General features: G+C 63.2%; 16 protein-coding genes. 12 read left to right on the top strand and 4 right to left on the bottom strand.

Going from position 1 to position 17,220, the window contains the following annotated elements:
* The 8 genes from J4D28_RS04535 to J4D28_RS04500 all read left to right on the top strand — a co-directional run bounded on the left by J4D28_RS04535 (position 1) and on the right by J4D28_RS04500 (position 7,188).
* A complete protein-coding gene (locus J4D28_RS04535; RefSeq protein ID WP_103331287.1) occupies positions 1 to 1,044 on the top strand; it encodes an inosamine-phosphate amidinotransferase 1 in 1,044 nt (347 codons plus the stop codon).
* 14 nt (positions 1,045 to 1,058) lie between these two features.
* Positions 1,059 to 1,685, top strand: coding sequence for a LysE family translocator (locus J4D28_RS04530; protein ID WP_009047754.1), 627 nt, complete (start codon positions 1,059 to 1,061; stop codon positions 1,683 to 1,685).
* A gap of 65 nt (positions 1,686 to 1,750) precedes the next feature.
* On the top strand, positions 1,751 to 3,592 hold the full coding sequence (locus tag J4D28_RS04525) for a carbamoyltransferase (RefSeq protein ID WP_009047755.1): 1,842 nt from the start codon (positions 1,751 to 1,753) through the stop codon (positions 3,590 to 3,592).
* 34 nt (positions 3,593 to 3,626) lie between these two features.
* Positions 3,627 to 3,770, top strand: a complete 144-nt coding sequence (locus J4D28_RS04520) for a hypothetical protein (protein ID WP_007931463.1) — start codon at positions 3,627 to 3,629, stop codon at positions 3,768 to 3,770.
* 27 nt (positions 3,771 to 3,797) lie between these two features.
* Complete coding sequence (locus J4D28_RS04515) at positions 3,798 to 5,120, top strand: aspartate aminotransferase family protein (protein ID WP_103331288.1); 1,323 nt, start codon at positions 3,798 to 3,800, stop codon at positions 5,118 to 5,120.
* Positions 5,121 to 5,180: 60 nt separating this feature from the next.
* A complete protein-coding gene (locus J4D28_RS04510; protein ID WP_007931465.1) occupies positions 5,181 to 5,783 on the top strand; it encodes a formyltransferase family protein in 603 nt (200 codons plus the stop codon).
* An 80-nt stretch (positions 5,784 to 5,863) separates the two neighbouring features.
* Entirely contained in the window at positions 5,864 to 6,493 is a 630-nt protein-coding gene (locus J4D28_RS04505) for a LysE family translocator (RefSeq protein WP_009047757.1), read from the top strand.
* An 89-nt stretch (positions 6,494 to 6,582) separates the two neighbouring features.
* Complete coding sequence (locus J4D28_RS04500; RefSeq protein WP_009042782.1) at positions 6,583 to 7,188, top strand: LysE family translocator; 606 nt, start codon at positions 6,583 to 6,585, stop codon at positions 7,186 to 7,188.
* Between the two features lie 66 nt (positions 7,189 to 7,254).
* Here J4D28_RS04500 and J4D28_RS04495 read toward each other — a convergent pair whose 3' ends face one another.
* The 3 genes from J4D28_RS04495 to J4D28_RS04485 form a co-directional block, all read right to left on the bottom strand.
* Positions 7,255 to 9,288: an FUSC family protein gene (locus J4D28_RS04495; protein WP_103331289.1), complete on the bottom strand. Its 2,034-nt coding sequence runs from the start codon at positions 9,286 to 9,288 to the stop codon at positions 7,255 to 7,257.
* 168 nt (positions 9,289 to 9,456) lie between these two features.
* Entirely contained in the window at positions 9,457 to 10,245 is a 789-nt protein-coding gene (locus J4D28_RS04490) for a VacJ family lipoprotein (RefSeq protein WP_009047759.1), read from the bottom strand.
* Positions 10,238 to 11,536, bottom strand: coding sequence for a serine protein kinase PrkA (locus J4D28_RS04485; protein WP_009047760.1), 1,299 nt, complete (start codon positions 11,534 to 11,536; stop codon positions 10,238 to 10,240). Before J4D28_RS04485 ends, J4D28_RS04490 begins: the two co-directional genes overlap by 8 nt.
* A 241-nt stretch (positions 11,537 to 11,777) precedes the next feature.
* Here J4D28_RS04485 and J4D28_RS04480 point away from each other — a divergent pair, with 241 nt between their 5' ends.
* Positions 11,778 to 12,149 carry a hypothetical protein gene (locus J4D28_RS04480; RefSeq protein ID WP_009047761.1) on the top strand — a complete coding sequence of 124 codons (372 nt, stop codon included), beginning with the start codon at positions 11,778 to 11,780 and terminating at the stop codon, positions 12,147 to 12,149.
* A gap of 96 nt (positions 12,150 to 12,245) precedes the next feature.
* On the opposite strand, the gene J4D28_RS04475 is transcribed toward J4D28_RS04480, so the two are convergent.
* The gene (locus tag J4D28_RS04475; protein ID WP_036985168.1) at positions 12,246 to 13,799 is read right to left on the bottom strand and encodes a beta-1,6-glucan synthase; all 1,554 of its coding nucleotides are present in this window, start codon (positions 13,797 to 13,799) and stop codon (positions 12,246 to 12,248) included.
* A 341-nt stretch (positions 13,800 to 14,140) separates the two neighbouring features.
* Between J4D28_RS04475 and J4D28_RS04470 the strand changes: the two genes are divergently transcribed.
* The 3 genes from J4D28_RS04470 to J4D28_RS04460 all read left to right on the top strand — a co-directional run bounded on the left by J4D28_RS04470 (position 14,141) and on the right by J4D28_RS04460 (position 17,150).
* Positions 14,141 to 14,992 carry a glycine betaine ABC transporter substrate-binding protein gene (locus J4D28_RS04470; RefSeq protein WP_009047763.1) on the top strand — a complete coding sequence of 284 codons (852 nt, stop codon included), beginning with the start codon at positions 14,141 to 14,143 and terminating at the stop codon, positions 14,990 to 14,992.
* 191 nt (positions 14,993 to 15,183) lie between these two features.
* Entirely contained in the window at positions 15,184 to 15,495 is a 312-nt protein-coding gene (locus tag J4D28_RS04465; protein ID WP_007931481.1) for a DUF485 domain-containing protein, read from the top strand.
* Positions 15,492 to 17,150, top strand: coding sequence for a cation acetate symporter (locus J4D28_RS04460; RefSeq protein ID WP_009047764.1), 1,659 nt, complete (start codon positions 15,492 to 15,494; stop codon positions 17,148 to 17,150). The genes J4D28_RS04465 and J4D28_RS04460 overlap by 4 nt, the downstream gene beginning before the upstream one ends.
* Positions 17,151 to 17,220 lie beyond the last annotated feature (70 nt).

Below are 17,220 nucleotides of genomic sequence, written 5' to 3'. Positions count from 1 at the left end.
ATGTCTCTGGTCAACGTGCACAACGAGTGGGATCCGCTGGAAGAAATGATCGTCGGCGTCGCCCAGGGCGCGCAGGTGCCGCGACCCGACCGCGGCCTGTTCGCCCTGGATTACAGCGAGCAGCATGACTACATCGAGGACATTCCATCCGGCTCCTATCCGCAGCAGGTGATCGAGGAAGCCAGCGAGGACCTGGACGCCTTTGCCGCCTTCCTGCGTTCCCACGGGGTCATAGTGCGGCGCCCGGACGTCACTGACCATCGCGCGGTATTCGGCACTTGCGCCTGGAAAACCGACGGCGAATACAACTACTGCCCGCGGGATGTGCTGCTACCCATCGGCCAGACCATCATCGAGGCGCCGATGGCGCTGCGCAGCCGCTACCTGGAACCGTTCGCCTATCGCCGGCACCTGGCCGAATACTTTGCCAGCGGCTCCAACTGGATTTCCGCGCCCAAGCCGCAGCTGCTGGACAGCACCTACCGGATCAACCCCAAGAACGGCTCGATCATTGCCAATGACGAGCCGATCTTCGACGCCGCCAACGTGATCCGCGTCGGCGAGGACATCCTCTATCTGGTTTCGCGCAGCGGTAACGAACTGGGTTGCCAGTGGCTGCAGCGGGTGCTGGGCGATCGTTACCGGGTGCACCCGGTGAGCGGCGTGTACGACGGCACGCACCTGGACACCACCATCACCGTGGTCCGCCCGGGGCTGGTGGTGCTGTGTCCGGAGCGGATCCGCAAGGACCAGGTGCCGGCGCTGTTCAAGAACTGGGACATCATCTGGGCGCCGGAAATGGTCGACACCGGCTATTGCTGGTCCTACCCGCGCGCGTCGATCTGGCAGGGCATGAACTTCATCATGGTCAACCCGGCGCTGGCGGTGATCAACGACCAGCAAGTGCCGCTGATTCGCGCCCTGGAGAAACACGGTATCGATGTGGCGCCGCTGAAAATGCGCCATGCCCGCAGCCTCAGTGGCGGCTTCCATTGCGTGTCGGTCGACATTCGTCGCCGCGGCACCCTTGAAGACTATCGTTGAGCGGAGCCTGGGGCATGCAGAATCTGGACTACTACGCCGTCATCCTGTTCGCGATTTCCACCTGCGTGACGCCGGGGCCGAACAACGTGATGCTGATGTCCTCCGGGGTCAACTTCGGCATCAGCCGCACCCTGCGCCACGTCGCGGGCATCAACATCGGCTTTCCACTGATGCTGATCGCGGTGGGGCTCGGCGCCGGCGCGGTGTTCCATCGTTATCCCAGCCTGCATGACATCCTGCAGGTGATCGGTGCCCTGTACATGCTGTATCTGGCCTACCGGATCGCCACGGCGCCCACGGTCGATCTCGACGACCAGGGTGGGCGCCCGCTGGGCTTCACCGGCGCGGCGCTGTTCCAGTGGGTCAACCCCAAGGCCTGGATCATGGCGGTGGGCGCGGTCCTGGCCTACACCACGCCGGTCGGTTCCTACAGTGCGCAGATCCTGCTGATCGCCTTGATCTTCTTTCTCTTCGGCTCGCCCTGCTCGATGGTCTGGGTGCTGTTCGGACGTTATTTGCGGCGCTTTCTCAGCGAGCCGAACCGGCTCCGGCTGTTCAACATTTCAATGAGTGTGTTGTTGGTGGTGTCGTTGATTCCGGCATTAAAAAGCCTGCCGGTCTCAAGTTGGTTGCACGGATGACGGACTGTGCACAGACACAGGGAATTTCCATGGATTGGCATGAAGCTATGAGGATGAGCGTTTAAATGGCTACTTACGTATTAGGGATTTCGGCGTTCTATCACGACAGCGCAGCGGCGCTGGTGAAGGACGGGGTGCCGGTGGCTGCGGCCCAGGAAGAGCGCTTCACGCGGGTGCGGCACGACGCGGCGTTTCCGGCCAATGCCATCAAGTACTGCCTGGACGCCGAGGGGATCGGCCTCGATGAGCTGACCGCCGTGGTCTACTACGAAGACCCGCAGGAAAAGTTCTCGCGGATGATTTCCTCCTTCGCCAGTGGCGGCATCAGCGGTGCGCGCACCTTCATCAGCACCATGCCGGAATGGATCCGCTGGAAGCTCAATGTGCTCAAGTTCATCGACGAGAAACTCGAGGAACTGGGACGTGGTACCGGACCGCTCACCATCGCTTCGCAGCACCACCGTTCCCATGCCGCGGCGGCGTTTTTCCCGTCGCCGTTCGAACAGGCGGCGGTGCTGTGCATCGACGGCATCGGCGAATGGCATTCGACCACGATCTGGAAGGGCGACGGTTCCAAGCTCGACCTGATGAACTCGATTTCCTATCCGCACTCGGTCGGCCTGTTCTACTCGGCGTTCACCTATTACTGCGGCTTCAAGGTCGACTCCGGCGAGTACAAACTCATGGGCCTGGCACCTTACGGCCGGCCGATCTATGCCGACAAGATCCGCAAGGAACTGATCAACATCCGCGCCGACGGCTCCTTCACCCTGAACATGAAGTACTTCGAGTACCTGCGTGGCGAGCGCATGGTCGGCGAGGCGTTCGAGGAACTGTTCGGCGGTCCGGTGCGCAAGCCGGAGAGCCCGATCACCCAGCGCGAATGCGACCTGGCGGCCTCGGTGCAGCAGGTGACCGAGGAAGTGGTGCTGGGGCTGGCCACCGCGGCCGTGCGGCAGACCGGTTACCGCAACTTGTGCCTGGCCGGTGGCGTGGCGCTCAACTGTGTGGCCAACGGTGTGCTCAGCCGTTCCGGACGTTTCGACGCGATCTGGATTCAGCCTGCGGCCGGCGACGCCGGTTGTGCCCTGGGGGCGGCCATGGACTATTCGGTCAAGCGCACCGGGCGTCCGCACCTGGGCAGCAAGAAGCTCGACGCCATGAGCGGCAGCCTGTTGGGGCCGGGCTTTGGCGATGAAGAGATCCAGGCGTTCCTCGACGCCAACCAGTATCCGTACCAGCGCTTCGAGGGGGCCGAGCTGTATGACGAAACTGCGCGGCACCTGGCCGACGGCGCCGTGGTCGGCTGGTTCCAGGGGCGCATGGAGTTCGGCCCGCGAGCCCTGGGCGCGCGCTCGATCCTCGGCGATCCACGCAATCCCGAGATGCAGCGCACCATGAACCTGAAGATCAAGTACCGCGAATCCTTCCGGCCCTTTGCCCCGGCGGTGCTGGACGAGGACGCCCAGATCTACTTCGACATCTGCGAGAAGAGCCCGTACATGCTGATGGTTTCGCAGGTCACCGATTCGATCAAGACCGCCGAGTCGTTGCAGCCCGGCGGCCCCGAGCGTGGCCTGGGCAGCATCAACTCGATCCGTTCGCAGTTGCCGGCGGTGACCCACGTCGACCTGTCGGCGCGGGTGCAGACGGTGACCGAAGAAAACAATGCGCCGTTCACCCATCTGCTGCGCAGTTTCAAGAAACGCACCGGCTGCTCGGTGCTGGTCAACACCTCGTTCAACGTGCGCGGCGAGCCGATCGTGTGCAAGCCGGAAGAAGCCTACGCCTGCTTCATGCGCACCGAGATGGATGTGCTGGTGCTGGGCAGCTTCATTCTCGAGCGCACGACCCAGCCGGAGTTCGTCGAAGAGGTCGACTGGCGCAACGAGATCCCGCTGGACTGATCGCTCACTCACTTTTTATTCAGGAGACAAGGCCATGCTCAGGTTGCTTTCGTTGTTGATGTTCGCTGTGGTGTTGCTACCGATCGGTTGGGCGCGCCGGATATTCAATTCCTCGCGCTTCAGCCAGCGTTTCCATCAAGGCTCGACGGCGTGGGACCACCCGGAAAACACCCGTTAGGCCGAATAACTGCAAGGGCTCGGATCCATGTCAACGGTCATCTACAAGAACTTGAATGCCTCACCGATTCACGCCGTCAATGGCGCTGGGGTCTGGCTTGAGGATGCTTCGGGCAAACGCTACCTCGACACGTGCGGCGGGGTGGCGGTTTCCAGCCTGGGACATGGACATCCACGGATCGCCGCGGCCATCGAGCAGCAGGCGAAAAAGCTCAGCTGGGCCCATGCCGGCAGCTTCACCACGGGCGCCGCCGAGGAATTGGCGGACCTGCTGGTGGGGGCCTCCGGCGGCTTGGCCAAGGCGCAGTTTCTCTCCGGCGGTTCCGAGGTCATGGAGCTGGCGATGAAAATTGCCTACCAGTATCAGTGCGAGCGCGGGCTGCCGGGCAAATCGATCTTTATCTCGCGCCAGCAGAGCTACCACGGCAGCACCCTGGGGACCCTGTCGATTTCCGGCAACCTGCAGCGTCGCGGGGTCTTCGAGCCGTTGCTCGGGTCCGCCGAATTCGTCTCGCCCTGTTATGCCTATCGCCATCAGGGCACCGATGAAAGCGACGAGCAGTACGGGACGCGCCTGGCGTTGGAACTGGACGAAAAGATCAGGGCGCTGGGCAGCGACAGGGTGGCGGCGTTTTTCGCCGAGACCGTGGTCGGCTCCACCAACGGCGCGGTGCCGCCGGTGCCGGGGTACTTCCGCAAGATCAAGGCGGTGTGCGAGCGCCACGACGTGCTGCTGATCCTCGACGAGGTGATGGCCGGCATGGGCCGCACCGGCAGGTTCTTCGCCTACGAAGACGACGGCATCGTGCCGGACATGGTCGCGGTCGGCAAAGGCCTGGCGGCCGGTTACCAGCCGATCTCGGCGTTGCTGGTCAGCAGCCGGGTGCATGAGGCCATGGCGGGCAACTCCGGGGTGCTGGGCAACGGCCAGACCCACGTCAATCATCCACTGGCCTGCGCCGTTGCGCTGGAGGTGCAGCGGGTCATCCAGGACGAGAACCTGCTGCAGGCCGTGCGCCTACGCGGCGAGCAACTGCGCCACGGCCTGCGCGAGTGCCTGGCGCGCTTCGAGCATGTCGGCGATGTGCGCGGACGCGGCCTGTTCGTCGGCGTGGAGTTCGTTCAGGACCGGGACACCCGCGAGCCCTATCACGGTGGCGGCCGTTACGCCGCAAGCCTCAAGGCGCAGGCGCTGGAACAAGGGCTGCTGATTTATCCGGGCAGCGGAACCGCCGACGGTGTTCACGGTAACCACGTGCTGTTCGCGCCGCCCTTCATCTCCAGCGAGGCGGAAATCGCCGAAATGGTCGAGCGCTTCACGGCGGTAGTCGAGGCCTGCCAGCAGGGTTAGCGGGGAGGGCGGACCGGGGGGGGGTTCGAAATGTACCAACAGCCAATAGTGGAAAAGACTATGCAGACCATCGAACCATGCAAGGACAAAGTTCTATTGTCGGTGTGCACCATGGACTGGTGCGATCACGGCGTTGAATTCGCCAAGACGGTTTTTTCCAACCTGGAAGTGTTCTGTTGGGACCCGGGCGACCCCTATCCGTATCACCTGGAAGACTGGGAAGGCGACTGGATCATTTCCTATCGCGGCGACTTCATCTTCCCGCCGAGCATCTATCAGCGGGCCCGCAAGGGCGCGATCAACCTGCACCCGGCGCCGCCCAAGTACCGCGGCCTGGGCAGCCAGCACTACGCGATCTACTACCAGGACGAAACCTACGGTTCGACCTGCCATCACCTGGCGCCCTCGGTGGACAGCGGCGACATCATCCACGTCGCGCGTTTCAACATCGCCCCGGCGGAAACCGCGTCTTCGCTGCGCCTGCATGTCGGCGCCTATTGCCTGCAGCAGTTCATCCACCTGTTGACCGACTACATCCTGCAAGGCCGTCCGCTGCCGGTGTCGCCCGAGCGCTGGGGCGAGCGGCTGTACAAGCAATCCGAACTCAAACCCTGGATGGAAAAGATCCGGGCCGAAGAACCCGATCATCGCTGCTTCAAGTAGCGAGGAGGGATGCCGGCCCGCGCGGGGCGGCATCCCGGTTGGTAAACCCTGCTCCCGCGACTTCTACGAGAGACCGTCAAATGTTTGATTTATCGAGCTTTGGTGCTGCTATGGCCGTTTATGTCATCGGAACCGCCAGCCCTGGCCCGGGTAACCTGGCGATTGCCAACACCTCGCTCAGCTACGGGCGTACCCCGGGGCTGGCGCTGGCGGCCGGGGTCATTTCCGGTTCGTTGTGCTGGGGCGCGATGACGGCCGCGGGCGTCTCGGCCTTGCTGATGTCCAACACCCAGGTGCTGGTCTGGCTGAAGATCCTCGGCGCCTGCTACCTGTTATGGCTGGCCTACAAATCCATCCGCGGCGCCCTGAGCGCGAGCGCGGTCAACCTCAATCGCGCCCGGGCCAAACAGAGCCGCACGCTGGGGTTCTACCTGCAAGGGCTGGGCATCCACCTGACCAACCCCAAGGCGGCCCTGACCTGGTTCACCGTGACCACCGTCGGCCTCAGCGCCACGGCGCCCTCCTGGGCCAGCTTCGTGCTGGTGGGCAGCTGTGCGGTCGCCGGCTTCGTGATTTTCTGTGCCTACGCCCTGGCGTTTTCCGCGCGTTCGGCGGAGCCGTTTTTCGTCCGCACGCGCAAGGCTTTCGGCCTGGTCTGCGGCGCGTTCTACGCCATGGTCGCCGCGGGCTTCATCGGGTCCTTGCTGTAAGCGTGGATAAGCCTCGCCCGTGGCGATCGCCGGGGCGAAAACAATGACTCAGGGCTCTGTTCGGAGCATGTACTTCTCAGGATGACTGTATGCCGTTGTCGATCGACTTGTTGTTGGCTTTCGCCTTGTTTGCCTTTGTCACTTCGGTGACCCCCGGACCGAACAACACCATGCTGCTGGCCTCGGGGGTGAATTTCGGGTTCCGCCGCACGGTGCCGCATATCCTCGGGATCAGTTCGGGGTTCCTGGTGCTGGTACTGGCCGTTGGCCTGGGCCTGGGCGCCGTGTTCGAGGCCTACCCGGTGCTGTACAAGGTGCTGCGCTATGTCGGTGCGGCCTACCTGTTGTACCTGGCCTGGAACATCGCCCGTTCCGGGCCGGTGTCCCAGGAAGTTGACGGCAAGGGCCGGCCGCTGGGGTTCTGGGGGGCGGCGGCGTTCCAGTGGGTCAACCCCAAGGCCTGGGTCATGGCGCTGGGGGCCATCAGCACCTATACGCCATTGCAGGGCTACTTTTTCAACGTGGTGGTAATCGCCAGCCTGTTTGCCTTGATCAACGCGCCGAGCGTCGGGGTCTGGGCCGGATTCGGCAGCGTGCTGCGCAATGTCCTGCGCGATCCGCGCTGGCTGCGCCTGTTCAACTACGGCATGGCCTTGCTGCTGGTGATTTCGCTGTTCCCGCTGCTGCAAGCCTGAGGGGCTTTCCCAGGGCGTTATGCCGCCACCCGCCGCCACCGGCGCGTGGCGGTTTTTTTTGCCCGCTCATTGCCCCTGGGCGACAGCCGCCACGCCGGGTTCGTGGCGAGTCAGGCGGCACCATTTGTGCCAGGTGAATTGCAGTTGCAGCAGCGCCGCCCTGGCCATTTCCAGGTCCTGTTCCGGCAGTTGCGGCGCCTGCTCCAGGGCCTTGAGCAGGGCGACGGTCGGAGCGTCCAGTCGATCGCTGCGGCGTGGCGTCGGTCCGCCCGACTTGAGCAGCGTGGCGATGCTCTGCAGGTAGTGCCCGCGCTCGACGCCCAGGGCGCCGACCGCGGCGCCCAGGCTGGCGCGCAATTGCAGCAGTTCGTCGCCCAGGTCGAGCCCGAGCAGGCCGTTGTCCCAGTGCTGGCGGCGTTCCTGGGGCAGGCTTTCGGAGTAGCGCGCCAGGCGGATCAAGCGGTCGGCCATGCGCCCGCCGAACCAGCTCTCGGCTTGCTCCAGCGGGCGCGAAGTGAGTTGCGCCAGGTCGAACAGCGAGGCGCGGAACATCCGCCGATAGTGATGTTCGCCGGGGTTGAGGCTGACCAGGCGAAACACCAGGACCGCGATGCCGACGCCGACCAGGGTCGCCATGGCCTTGTTGAGGAAGTTGGCCAGGTCGTAGGTCATCAGGTTGCCGGGGCCGACGTTGTTGACGAAAAAGATGCAGAACGCCGACGCGATTGGCGCCATCCGCGGTTTGCTCATGCACAGCGAAGCGCAAAACAGCGGCACCCCGAGCCCCACGCACAACAGCGGGAAACCATCCCAGCCGGGCAGCAATCCCAGGCCGACAAAGCCGGCGATCGGTACTGACAGGGCGATGCCCTTGAGGAAGTTGAGGCTGGAGGCGGAAGGGTTTTCCCGGCCGGCGAACAGGCTCAGCACCACCCCGCAGATCGATACCGCGCCCAGGCCGGAGGGCCAGGCCGAGAGCACCCAGAAGCCGGCCACGGCGAGAAACGCCAGGGCGCTGCGCAGGCCGCCGAGGATGCCTTGCTCGATATCCCGGTGCCAGGACAGGGCGCCAGGCGCGCCATGGGGTACCCGGCCCTGCTCGACGGCCTGCAGAGTCCGCGCGCTGCGTTCCAGCAGCGCCGGCACCTGGGCCAATTGCATCAGGCACAGATGTGCATCCTGCGACAGGCTGCGGTCCTGCAGTGCCTCTTGAAGGCGTGCCGACAGCTGGGCGATGTCTGCCTCGTGGCTGTGTTCCAGGGCCGTGGCCAGTTGTTCGATCAGCGGTGCCACCGCGGCATTCGCCGCGCTGTCGAGCATCAGCCGCTGGCGGGCCACGCCGCGGGCGGCGCGCAACAGGCTCAGCAAGTCGCGACTGAGCACCCGCAGGGCCTGGGAGCGCCGACGCCCCTGAGGCCCTTCGAACCAGGCGTGATCGCGCTGGGCATCGACCGCCACCAGCTTGCCGAGGGCTTCCAGCAATCCTTTGCGCTGGTCCTGGCCGATCAACTCGGAGGCCGCGGCGCGCATGCCGGCTTGCCAGGCGAGCTTGCCTTGGGTGGCCAGCGCCTGTTCGACCCGGCGCGGCCACAACACGGTGCTGGCGATCGCCGCGCAGATGATTCCCAGGCTGATTTCCGAACAGCGGGCCACGGCCTGGTCGAACACCAGCAGCGGATGGGTGGTGGCGGGCAGGGCGATGATCGCCGCGGTGTAGCCGGCCAGTACGAAGCCGTAGGAAGCATGATTGCGCAGCAGCGAAGCGCCGGTGGTGCAGAAGGCCAGCCACAGCGCCATCGCCAGCAGAAACAACAGGGGCGCCTGGCCGAACAGGCCGATCAGCAGGATCGAGGCCAGGGCGCCGCTAAAGGTGCCGAGCAGGCGGAAGGCGCCCTTGGCCAGGACCATGCCGCTGCTGGGCTGGCTGACGATGAACACGGTGGTCAGGGCCCATTGCGGCTGCTCGAGGTTGAAACGAAAGGCCAGGTACAGGGCGATGCCCCCGGCGATCATGTTCCTGATGGCGAACAGCAGGTCGTTGCGGCTGGGAGCCAGGACGGCCAGCCAGAAATCGGGGATTCGCAGGGTGGGGCTTTTCATTGGCAAGGCACATAGATAGCTAGCTAATGATTAGCATCGTATCTACTTGCCTGGGAAATTCCAATGAGGATTTTTCTGCTTCCGGAGAGGGTGCAGGTGCTGAGAAGGGCGAGGGTATCGGTGCGGCGAAGAAAAGGGCCCTGCACGAATGGCAGGGCCCTGGAGGGATCACTCGGCGATTTGCAGCTTGCGCGATTCGGTGTAGACGTAGCGGACTTTTTCGTACTCGAACGGCGAGTCCAGCTGGCCGTAGCGGAAGCTGGTCTGATAGCGCTTGTCGATACTGCGCAGGACCCAGAGTTCCGGGTGGTTCGAACTGACCTCGGAGACGTTGAGGAAGTTGATCGCCGACTCGGTGGTGTAGTCCACGGCCAATCCGGCGGTATCGCGAAGGTTCGAGGGGCCGAGGATCGGCAGGACGAAATAGGCGCCGCCCGGCACGCCGTAGAAGCCCAGGGTCTGGCCGAAGTCTTCGCTCTGGCGTGGCAGGCCCATGCTGGTGGCCGGATCCCAGAGACCGCCGATACCGATGGTGGTGTTGACCAGCAGGCGGGCGGTGGTGTTCAGCGAGCGCTGGCCCTTGAACTGCAGCAGGCTGTTGACCAGGTTCGGCACGTCGCCCAGGTTGTTGAAGAAGTTGCTCACACCGGTGCGCAGGAAGCTCGGGGTGATGTAGCGGTAACCGTCGACCACCGGCAGGAACACCCATTGATCGAAGCGGTAGTTGAAGTGGTACACCCGGCGGTTCCACGACTCCAGCGGGTCGTAGACATTCAGCGCGTTGAGGGTCGAGCGCTCGAACTCGCGCTGGTCCAGGCCCGGGTTGAACTTGAGCCGCTTGAGCGGTTGGGTGAAGCCATCCTCGTCTGCGACCACGGGTGTCGCGGTCTGGCCGTCGTCGGCATTGGCATAGCCTGCGCAGAATAACGCAGCGATGAGCAGGAGATGTTTAGCCACGGAAGAACTCCAGCATGGCGTCGCTGTTGACGCGGTAGTTGAGGTTGCCGCAATGGCCGCCATGGGGGTAGACCGTCAGCCGGTCGCCAAAGGTCTTGCGCAGGAACCCCAGGTCGCCGGGGCCGAGGATCACGTCGTCGGCGTTGTGCATCACGGCGATTTTCGGACTGTCCTGCAGGTAATCCTTGAGCGCGTACAGGCTCACCTGGTCGATCAGTTGCAGCACGCTGCCGCCGTCGGTGCGGGCGCGCCACATCGGGATCACCTGCTCGGTGAGGTAGCAGTCGAAGTCGCATTGCAGGGCGCGCTTGAGGAATGGCGTGAGGTTGGTGCCTTCGCTGATCGGGTACTTGGGCGGGGTGATCAGGCCGCGGCGGTTGATCAGGTCCGAGGTGAAGGCGATGTCGGCGGCGGAGAAGCGGAACGAGGTGCCGATCAGCATCGCCATCTGCTCGTTGCTCAGGTGCTGCTTGGACTGCTGGAAGTCGTAGAGCAGGGCATCGTTGAGATCGATGTAGCCCTTCTGCTGGAAGTAGCGGGTCAGCTTGTTCAGCACCAGCTCGTAGAAGGTGGTGGTGTTATTGATGCCCTTGACCTCGGTCTGCACCAGCTTGTCGAGGTTGGTGATGGAGGTATAGAGGTTGACCGGCGGGTTGAGCAGCAGGACTTTCTTGAAGTTGAAGCTGCGCCGGGTTTCGTCCAGCTTGCTGACGAAGGCCGCGTCCAGGGCGCCGAGGCTGTAGCCGGTGAGATAGAAATCGGTGATCGGCAGTTTCGGGTTCTGCGCGCGTACCGCCTGCATCACGCGGTATATGTCTTCGGCATCGTCCTTGGTCACACCCGGCGTGGCGAACCGCGAGGCGGCGCTGATGAAGTCGAAGCTGGTGGGCGAGGACAGCTGCACCACGTGATAGCCGGCCTGGTAATAGAGCTTCTTCAGGTATTCGTTGTGGCTGCTGTCGTAGCGCGCGCCGGTGCCGGCGATGAGGAAGATCAGCGGTGCGGCATGGTCCTGCTCGGCGATGCGGTAGGTGAGCTTCTTCACGGCCCAGAAGTTGTCCGGCAGGATGAATTCGCGCTCGGGGCGCAAGGTCAGGCTGCGGTCGGACTGATTGATATCGTCGTCACTCGGCAGCTTCGGACGCAGGTCCGGCGGAGTGGTGGCAATGGTCGCCTCGAACGGGTTGGTCAAGGGGTAGCCATAGCTGGCGGCGTCGATGTCGACCGCGAGCGCGGACGCACTCGAGATAAGGCCGCCAAACAGGGCAGCGAAGCGCAAGGAACGGAGCATGACTAAATCCCTGTAGAGGAAGGTGCCGAGTGAAGTTCGCAGGCTATGACCACCGGGTTGCTGCCGAAGTGCCATGGCACGGCACAAAAAACGATCAAGGCAGGGCAAAGCCGGATCGGCGGTAATAGTCGCCAGACGATACACTTTGTCGCTGTTTGCTCAACAGTTATCTGTGCAACACGCTTGCTTACCGGCCTCGGGCGATTATGCTGGGCGCCGTTTTCGCTTATCGGAGTGCTTCATGTCCCGCCGTCTTCCCGTGATTCTGCTGCTTGTTGTCCTGCCGTTGTGGCTGGCCGCCAGTTATGGCGTGCGCTACGGCTTCATGGAGGACGCTCGATGGGTCGGCGTCTGTGTCGACGAAGCCAGCCGCTGGGAGTGCCAGGCACGTTCCAGCCTGGGGCTGCTGATCCACTTCAAGGTCATGGGCTGGGCGGCGCTGGCGGCGGCCCTGATCGCCTTCGTGATACCGGGTCGTGCCGGCTGGAGCCTGGCGGTGCTGGCGCTGCTGTTCGGTTTTCCGGCGCTGGCGCTCTACAACACCAGCCTGGCAGTGTTTGCCATCGTCATCGGTGCCTTGCGGCTGGTAAGGGCGCCTCGCGCTGTTCTGTAGGAGCGAAGCTTGCTCGCGATCAACGATGACGCGGGGTATGACTGCTAAACCGCGGCGACGCCATCGCGGGCAAGCCTCGCTCCTACACGGTTCTGATCAGGCTTTGCGAGCCCGCAAGCTGCGCCACAGGGCGGCGACCATCAGCACGCTGACCAGAGCCCAACCCCAGGCCTGCTGGTTTTCCAGGCCTTCGCGATACAGCTGAGGAGCGATGCCGGCACCGACGATAAAGGTCAGCAGGGCAATTTCGCGACGCGGCACCCGCACCGGGCGGCACAGGTAGACCAGGGCTGGCAGGAGCAGGGCGGCGCTGGGGAAACTGCGATAACGCGGGTCGAACACCAGCTCCAGCATCATCACCGCGGCGGCGAAACCGGCGGCGGCGAGCAGCCAGCCGGCACGTTTTTCCAGGCTGTCGAAAGCGCGCTGGCGCCAGCCGGTTTGGGGGCTCAGGCTCAGTGCCGCGTGGGCCAGCACCAACAGGTTCAGGGCCAGCAGCAGGCCTGCCCAGAACCATTCCCCGGCAAAGCGGCTGGTGACTCGCGCCAGCTCGCCCCAGGCGCCAATGGAGCAGGCGGCGAGGGCGCCGAGTAAAGGCAGGACCAAGGCCGCACGAGTTCCGCGGACCCGGCCACCGAGGATCAGTGTGGCGAGGAAGATCACCCCGCCCACGCCCAGCCACAATGGCCAGTAAGGCAGGTTCGATACCGGCCCGGCGAGCACGCCCTTGTCCTGGCGGTCGGCATCGAACAGTCCCCAGTACCCGCCGACGGCGCCTTCGCTGGCGCGTTTCCACGGCTGGTCGAAGGCTTCGATCAGGTTGTAATGCCAGCCATTCTGTTCGGCCATGACCACAAAACCACGGATGAACTTGGCCTCGTTGACCCGGCTCGGCAGGGCGGTTTCGCGCTGGCGGCCTTCGCTGGGCCAGCCGGTTTCGCCGATCATCACGTCCTTGGGCGCGAACTTGTTGCCGAACACCTGGCGCACCTGGGCCACATGGTTCAGCGCGGCGTCGATGTTGGACGGATCGTCTTCCCAGTAGGGCAGCAGGTGGATGGTCAGGAAGTCCACCGCCGGCGCGATTTCCGGGTGCTTGAGCCAGAACTCCCAGACATCCGCGTAGGTGACGGGCTGCTTGACGTGAGCCTTGACCTTGTTGATCAGCCTGGCCAGTTGCGGGCCGGTGACTTCCTTGCGCAGCAGGGCTTCGTTACCGACGATCACCGAGCTCACCACATCCGGGTTGGCATTGGCCGAGGCGATCAGCAGGTCGACCTCTTTTTCGCTGTCCACCGGGTTGCTGTTGATCCAGGCGCCGATCATCAGCTTCAGGCCGTGCTTGCGCGCCAGGTCCGGCAGGGCTTCGAGGCCGGTCATGGAATAGGTACGGATGCACTCGAAGCGGGTCGCCAGTAATGCCAGGTCGGCGTCCATGCGCTCCGGGCGCAACTTGAACGGCTGGTCGAAGGGCGACTGGTCCTTGTCGAACGGGGTGTAGGACGCGCATTGCAACTTGTGACTGGCGCTGGCGACATCCGGCAGCACCACCGGCTGGCCGAGGCCGTACCAGAAACCGCAGAGCGCGAAGACTCCCAGCAGGCAGGCGAATAGATAGGGCAGGAGCGGGAAGCGGGCAATCGAGGGCATGGTCAGGCCGTCAGGAAACGAAGCCGGGCATCTTACCCGGATTTGCCGCTGCCCAGGTGGCCTGCATGATTTTGACATGCAAAGTTCGGGCGGGATTGGGCGACTGTTTTGGGCATGCCCTGATTACTGGCGAACTGGTGTCGTTGCTGAATGTTTTGAGGTCGCAGTCAGAGCAGGTCACCTTTGGCGTCAGGTTGATGATCGACGCGTCAGGGCTCTCATAGGGCAATCGCGCTGATGTTCGAGCAAGTTGGTGGGGCGTGATGAGGGCGCTGTGCACCATAACAACAGGTTGACGCGGCTCGGCATCCGTCGGGCGCAGCACTTTCGGGGAAGTAACGATGAAGATGCGACGACTCTTAGGCGCAGGTGCCGGTCTGGTACTTGCGATCAGTTCAACCCTGGCCAGCGCCGATAGCAAAACCCTGAGCATCGGCTATGTCGACGGTTGGTCGGACAGTGTGGCGACCACGTATGTAGCGTCTGAGGTGATCAAGCAGAAACTCGGTTATGACGTGAAGTTGCAGGCTGTGGCAACCGGGATCATGTGGCAGGGCGTGGCCACCGGCAAGCTGGATGCCATGCTGTCGGCCTGGCTGCCGGTGACCCACGGCGAGTACTGGACCAAGAACAAGGACAAGGTGGTCGACTACGGTCCCAACTTCAAGGACGCGAAAATCGGCCTGATCGTGCCGGAGTACGTCAAGCCCAAGAGCATCGCCGACCTGAAGGATGACACCACCTTCAAGAACAAGATCGTCGGTATCGATGCCGGTTCGGGCGTGATGCTCAAGACCGACCAGGCCATCAAGGACTACGGCCTGGACTACAAGCTGCAAGCCAGTTCGGGCGCGGCGATGATTGCCGAACTGACCCGTGCCGAAGAGAAGAAGGACTCCATCGCGGTCACCGGCTGGGTGCCGCACTGGATGTTCGCCAAGTGGAAGCTGCGCTTCCTGGACGATCCGAAAGGTGTTTACGGCGCCGCTGAAACCGTCAACAGCATCGGCAGCAAAGGCCTGGAGAAGAAGGCGCCGGAGGTTGCGGCCTTCCTGAAGAAGTTCCAGTGGGCTTCCAAGGATGAAATCGGCGAGGTGATGCTGGCAATTCAAGAGGGCGCCAAGCCGGAAGCCGCGGCCAAGGACTGGGTGGCCAAACACCCTGAGCGCGTTGCCGAGTGGACCGCTAACTGATCGCGAGGCGTCTAGCTTGCAGGTCTCGAGGCCGCCGGGAGTTCGCACCCGGCGGCCTTTTGTTTTGCCCGGCGTAAAAGTGCCTGTCAGGGAGGCTGTCGTTCTAATACTAAGGTCGTCTGGAACCGGCTCCAGAGCTGCATAGAGTGGACTACGTTCCAACTAAAATCTGTGCTGCGAGGATAAAAACAATGAACGACAGCATTTACCTCTCGATTCAAAACAGCTCGCGTTTCAAGGAGCTGGTCAGCAAGCGCGAACGATTCGCCTGGATACTGTCGGCGGTCATGCTCGGGCTCTATTCGGGCTTCATCCTGCTGATTGCCTACGGACCCCATGTACTGGGGGCAAAACTCAGTCCTGAATCATCCATCACCTGGGGCATTCCCATTGGTGTCGGGTTGATTGTCGCGGCCTTTGTCCTGACCGGCATCTACGTGCGACGCGCCAATGGCGAATTCGACGACCTGAACAATGCGATTCTCAAGGAGGCTCAGCAATGATCCGGCGTCTATTGGCCTTTTTTAGCGTCGCGGCCTTTGCTCCAAGTCTCTGGGCGGCCGACGCCCTGACCGGCGAAGTACATAAACAACCCCTCAATGTCTCGGCGATCATCATGTTCGTGCTGTTCGTCGGGGCCACCCTGTGCATCACCTACTGGGCCTCCAAGCGCAACAAGTCGGCGGCCGACTACTATGCCGCGGGTGGCAAGATCACCGGTTTCCAGAACGGCCTGGCGATTGCCGGTGACTACATGTCGGCGGCGTCCTTCCTGGGGATTTCCGCCCTGGTGTTCACCTCCGGCTACGACGGCCTGATCTATTCGATCGGCTTCCTGGTGGGCTGGCCGATCATTCTGTTCCTGATCGCCGAGCGCCTGCGCAACCTGGGCAAGTACACCTTTGCCGACGTGGCGTCCTATCGCCTGGGGCAAACCCAGATCCGCTCGCTGTCGGCCTGCGGCTCGCTGGTGGTGGTGGCGTTCTACCTGATCGCGCAAATGGTCGGTGCCGGCAAGCTGATCCAGCTGCTGTTCGGCCTTGATTACCATGTGGCGGTGATCCTGGTGGGTATCCTGATGGTGCTGTACGTGCTGTTCGGCGGCATGCTGGCGACCACCTGGGTACAGATCATCAAGGCGGTCCTGCTGCTGTCCGGCGCTTCGTTCATGGCGCTGATGGTCATGAAGCATGTCAACTTCGACTTCAACATGCTGTTCTCCGAAGCCATCAAGGTTCACCCCAAAGGTGAAGCGATCATGAGCCCGGGCGGCCTGGTGAAGGATCCGATCTCGGCGTTCTCCCTCGGCCTGGCGCTGATGTTCGGTACCGCGGGTCTGCCGCACATCCTGATGCGCTTCTTCACCGTGAGCGACGCCAAGGAAGCGCGCAAGAGCGTGCTGTATGCCACCGGCTTCATCGGCTACTTCTACATCCTGACCTTCATCATCGGTTTTGGCGCGATCCTCCTGGTCAGCACCAACCCGGCGTTCAAGGATGCGGCGGGCGCTCTGCTCGGCGGCAACAACATGGCGGCGGTGCACCTGGCCAATGCCGTAGGCGGCAGCGTGTTCCTCGGCTTCATCTCGGCGGTGGCCTTCGCCACTATCCTGGCGGTGGTGGCTGGCCTGACCCTGGCCGGTGCCTCGGCGGTTTCCCATGACCTGTACGCTAGCGTGATCAAGAAGGGCAAGGCCAACGAGAAGGATGAAATCCGCGTCTCGAAGATCACCACCGTGTGCCTGGGTGTGCTGGCGATTGCCTTGGGCATCCTGTTCGAGAGCCAGAACATCGCGTTCATGGTCGGCCTGGCGTTCTCCATCGCGGCGAGCTGCAACTTCCCGGTACTGCTGCTTTCCATGTACTGGAAGAAGCTCACCACCCGCGGTGCGATGATTGGCGGCTGGCTGGGCCTGGTCAGTGCCGTGGGCCTGATGATCCTCGGCCCGACCATCTGGGTGCAGATCATGGGGCATGAGAAAGCCATCTTCCCTTACGAGTACCCGGCGCTGTTCTCGATGATCATTGCCTTTATCGGGATCTGGTTCTTCTCCATCACCGACAAGTCCACTGCGGCTGACAATGAGCGGGCGCTGTTCTTCCCGCAATTCGTACGCTCGCAGACCGGCCTGGGCGCCAGCGGGGCGGTATCGCACTAAGGCCTTTGGGTATCGGCTTCTATATATAAGCTGAGTTGCAAACCAATGCCCCTGTCGAAAGACGGGGGCA

This window comes from Pseudomonas sp. GW531-T4 (genome assembly GCF_017349615.1).
GTDB classification, from domain to species: domain Bacteria; phylum Pseudomonadota; class Gammaproteobacteria; order Pseudomonadales; family Pseudomonadaceae; genus Aquipseudomonas; species Aquipseudomonas chlororaphis_I.
The sequence above is the reverse complement of the archived record's forward strand: the minus strand, read 5'-3'. Positions and strand labels throughout refer to the sequence as shown.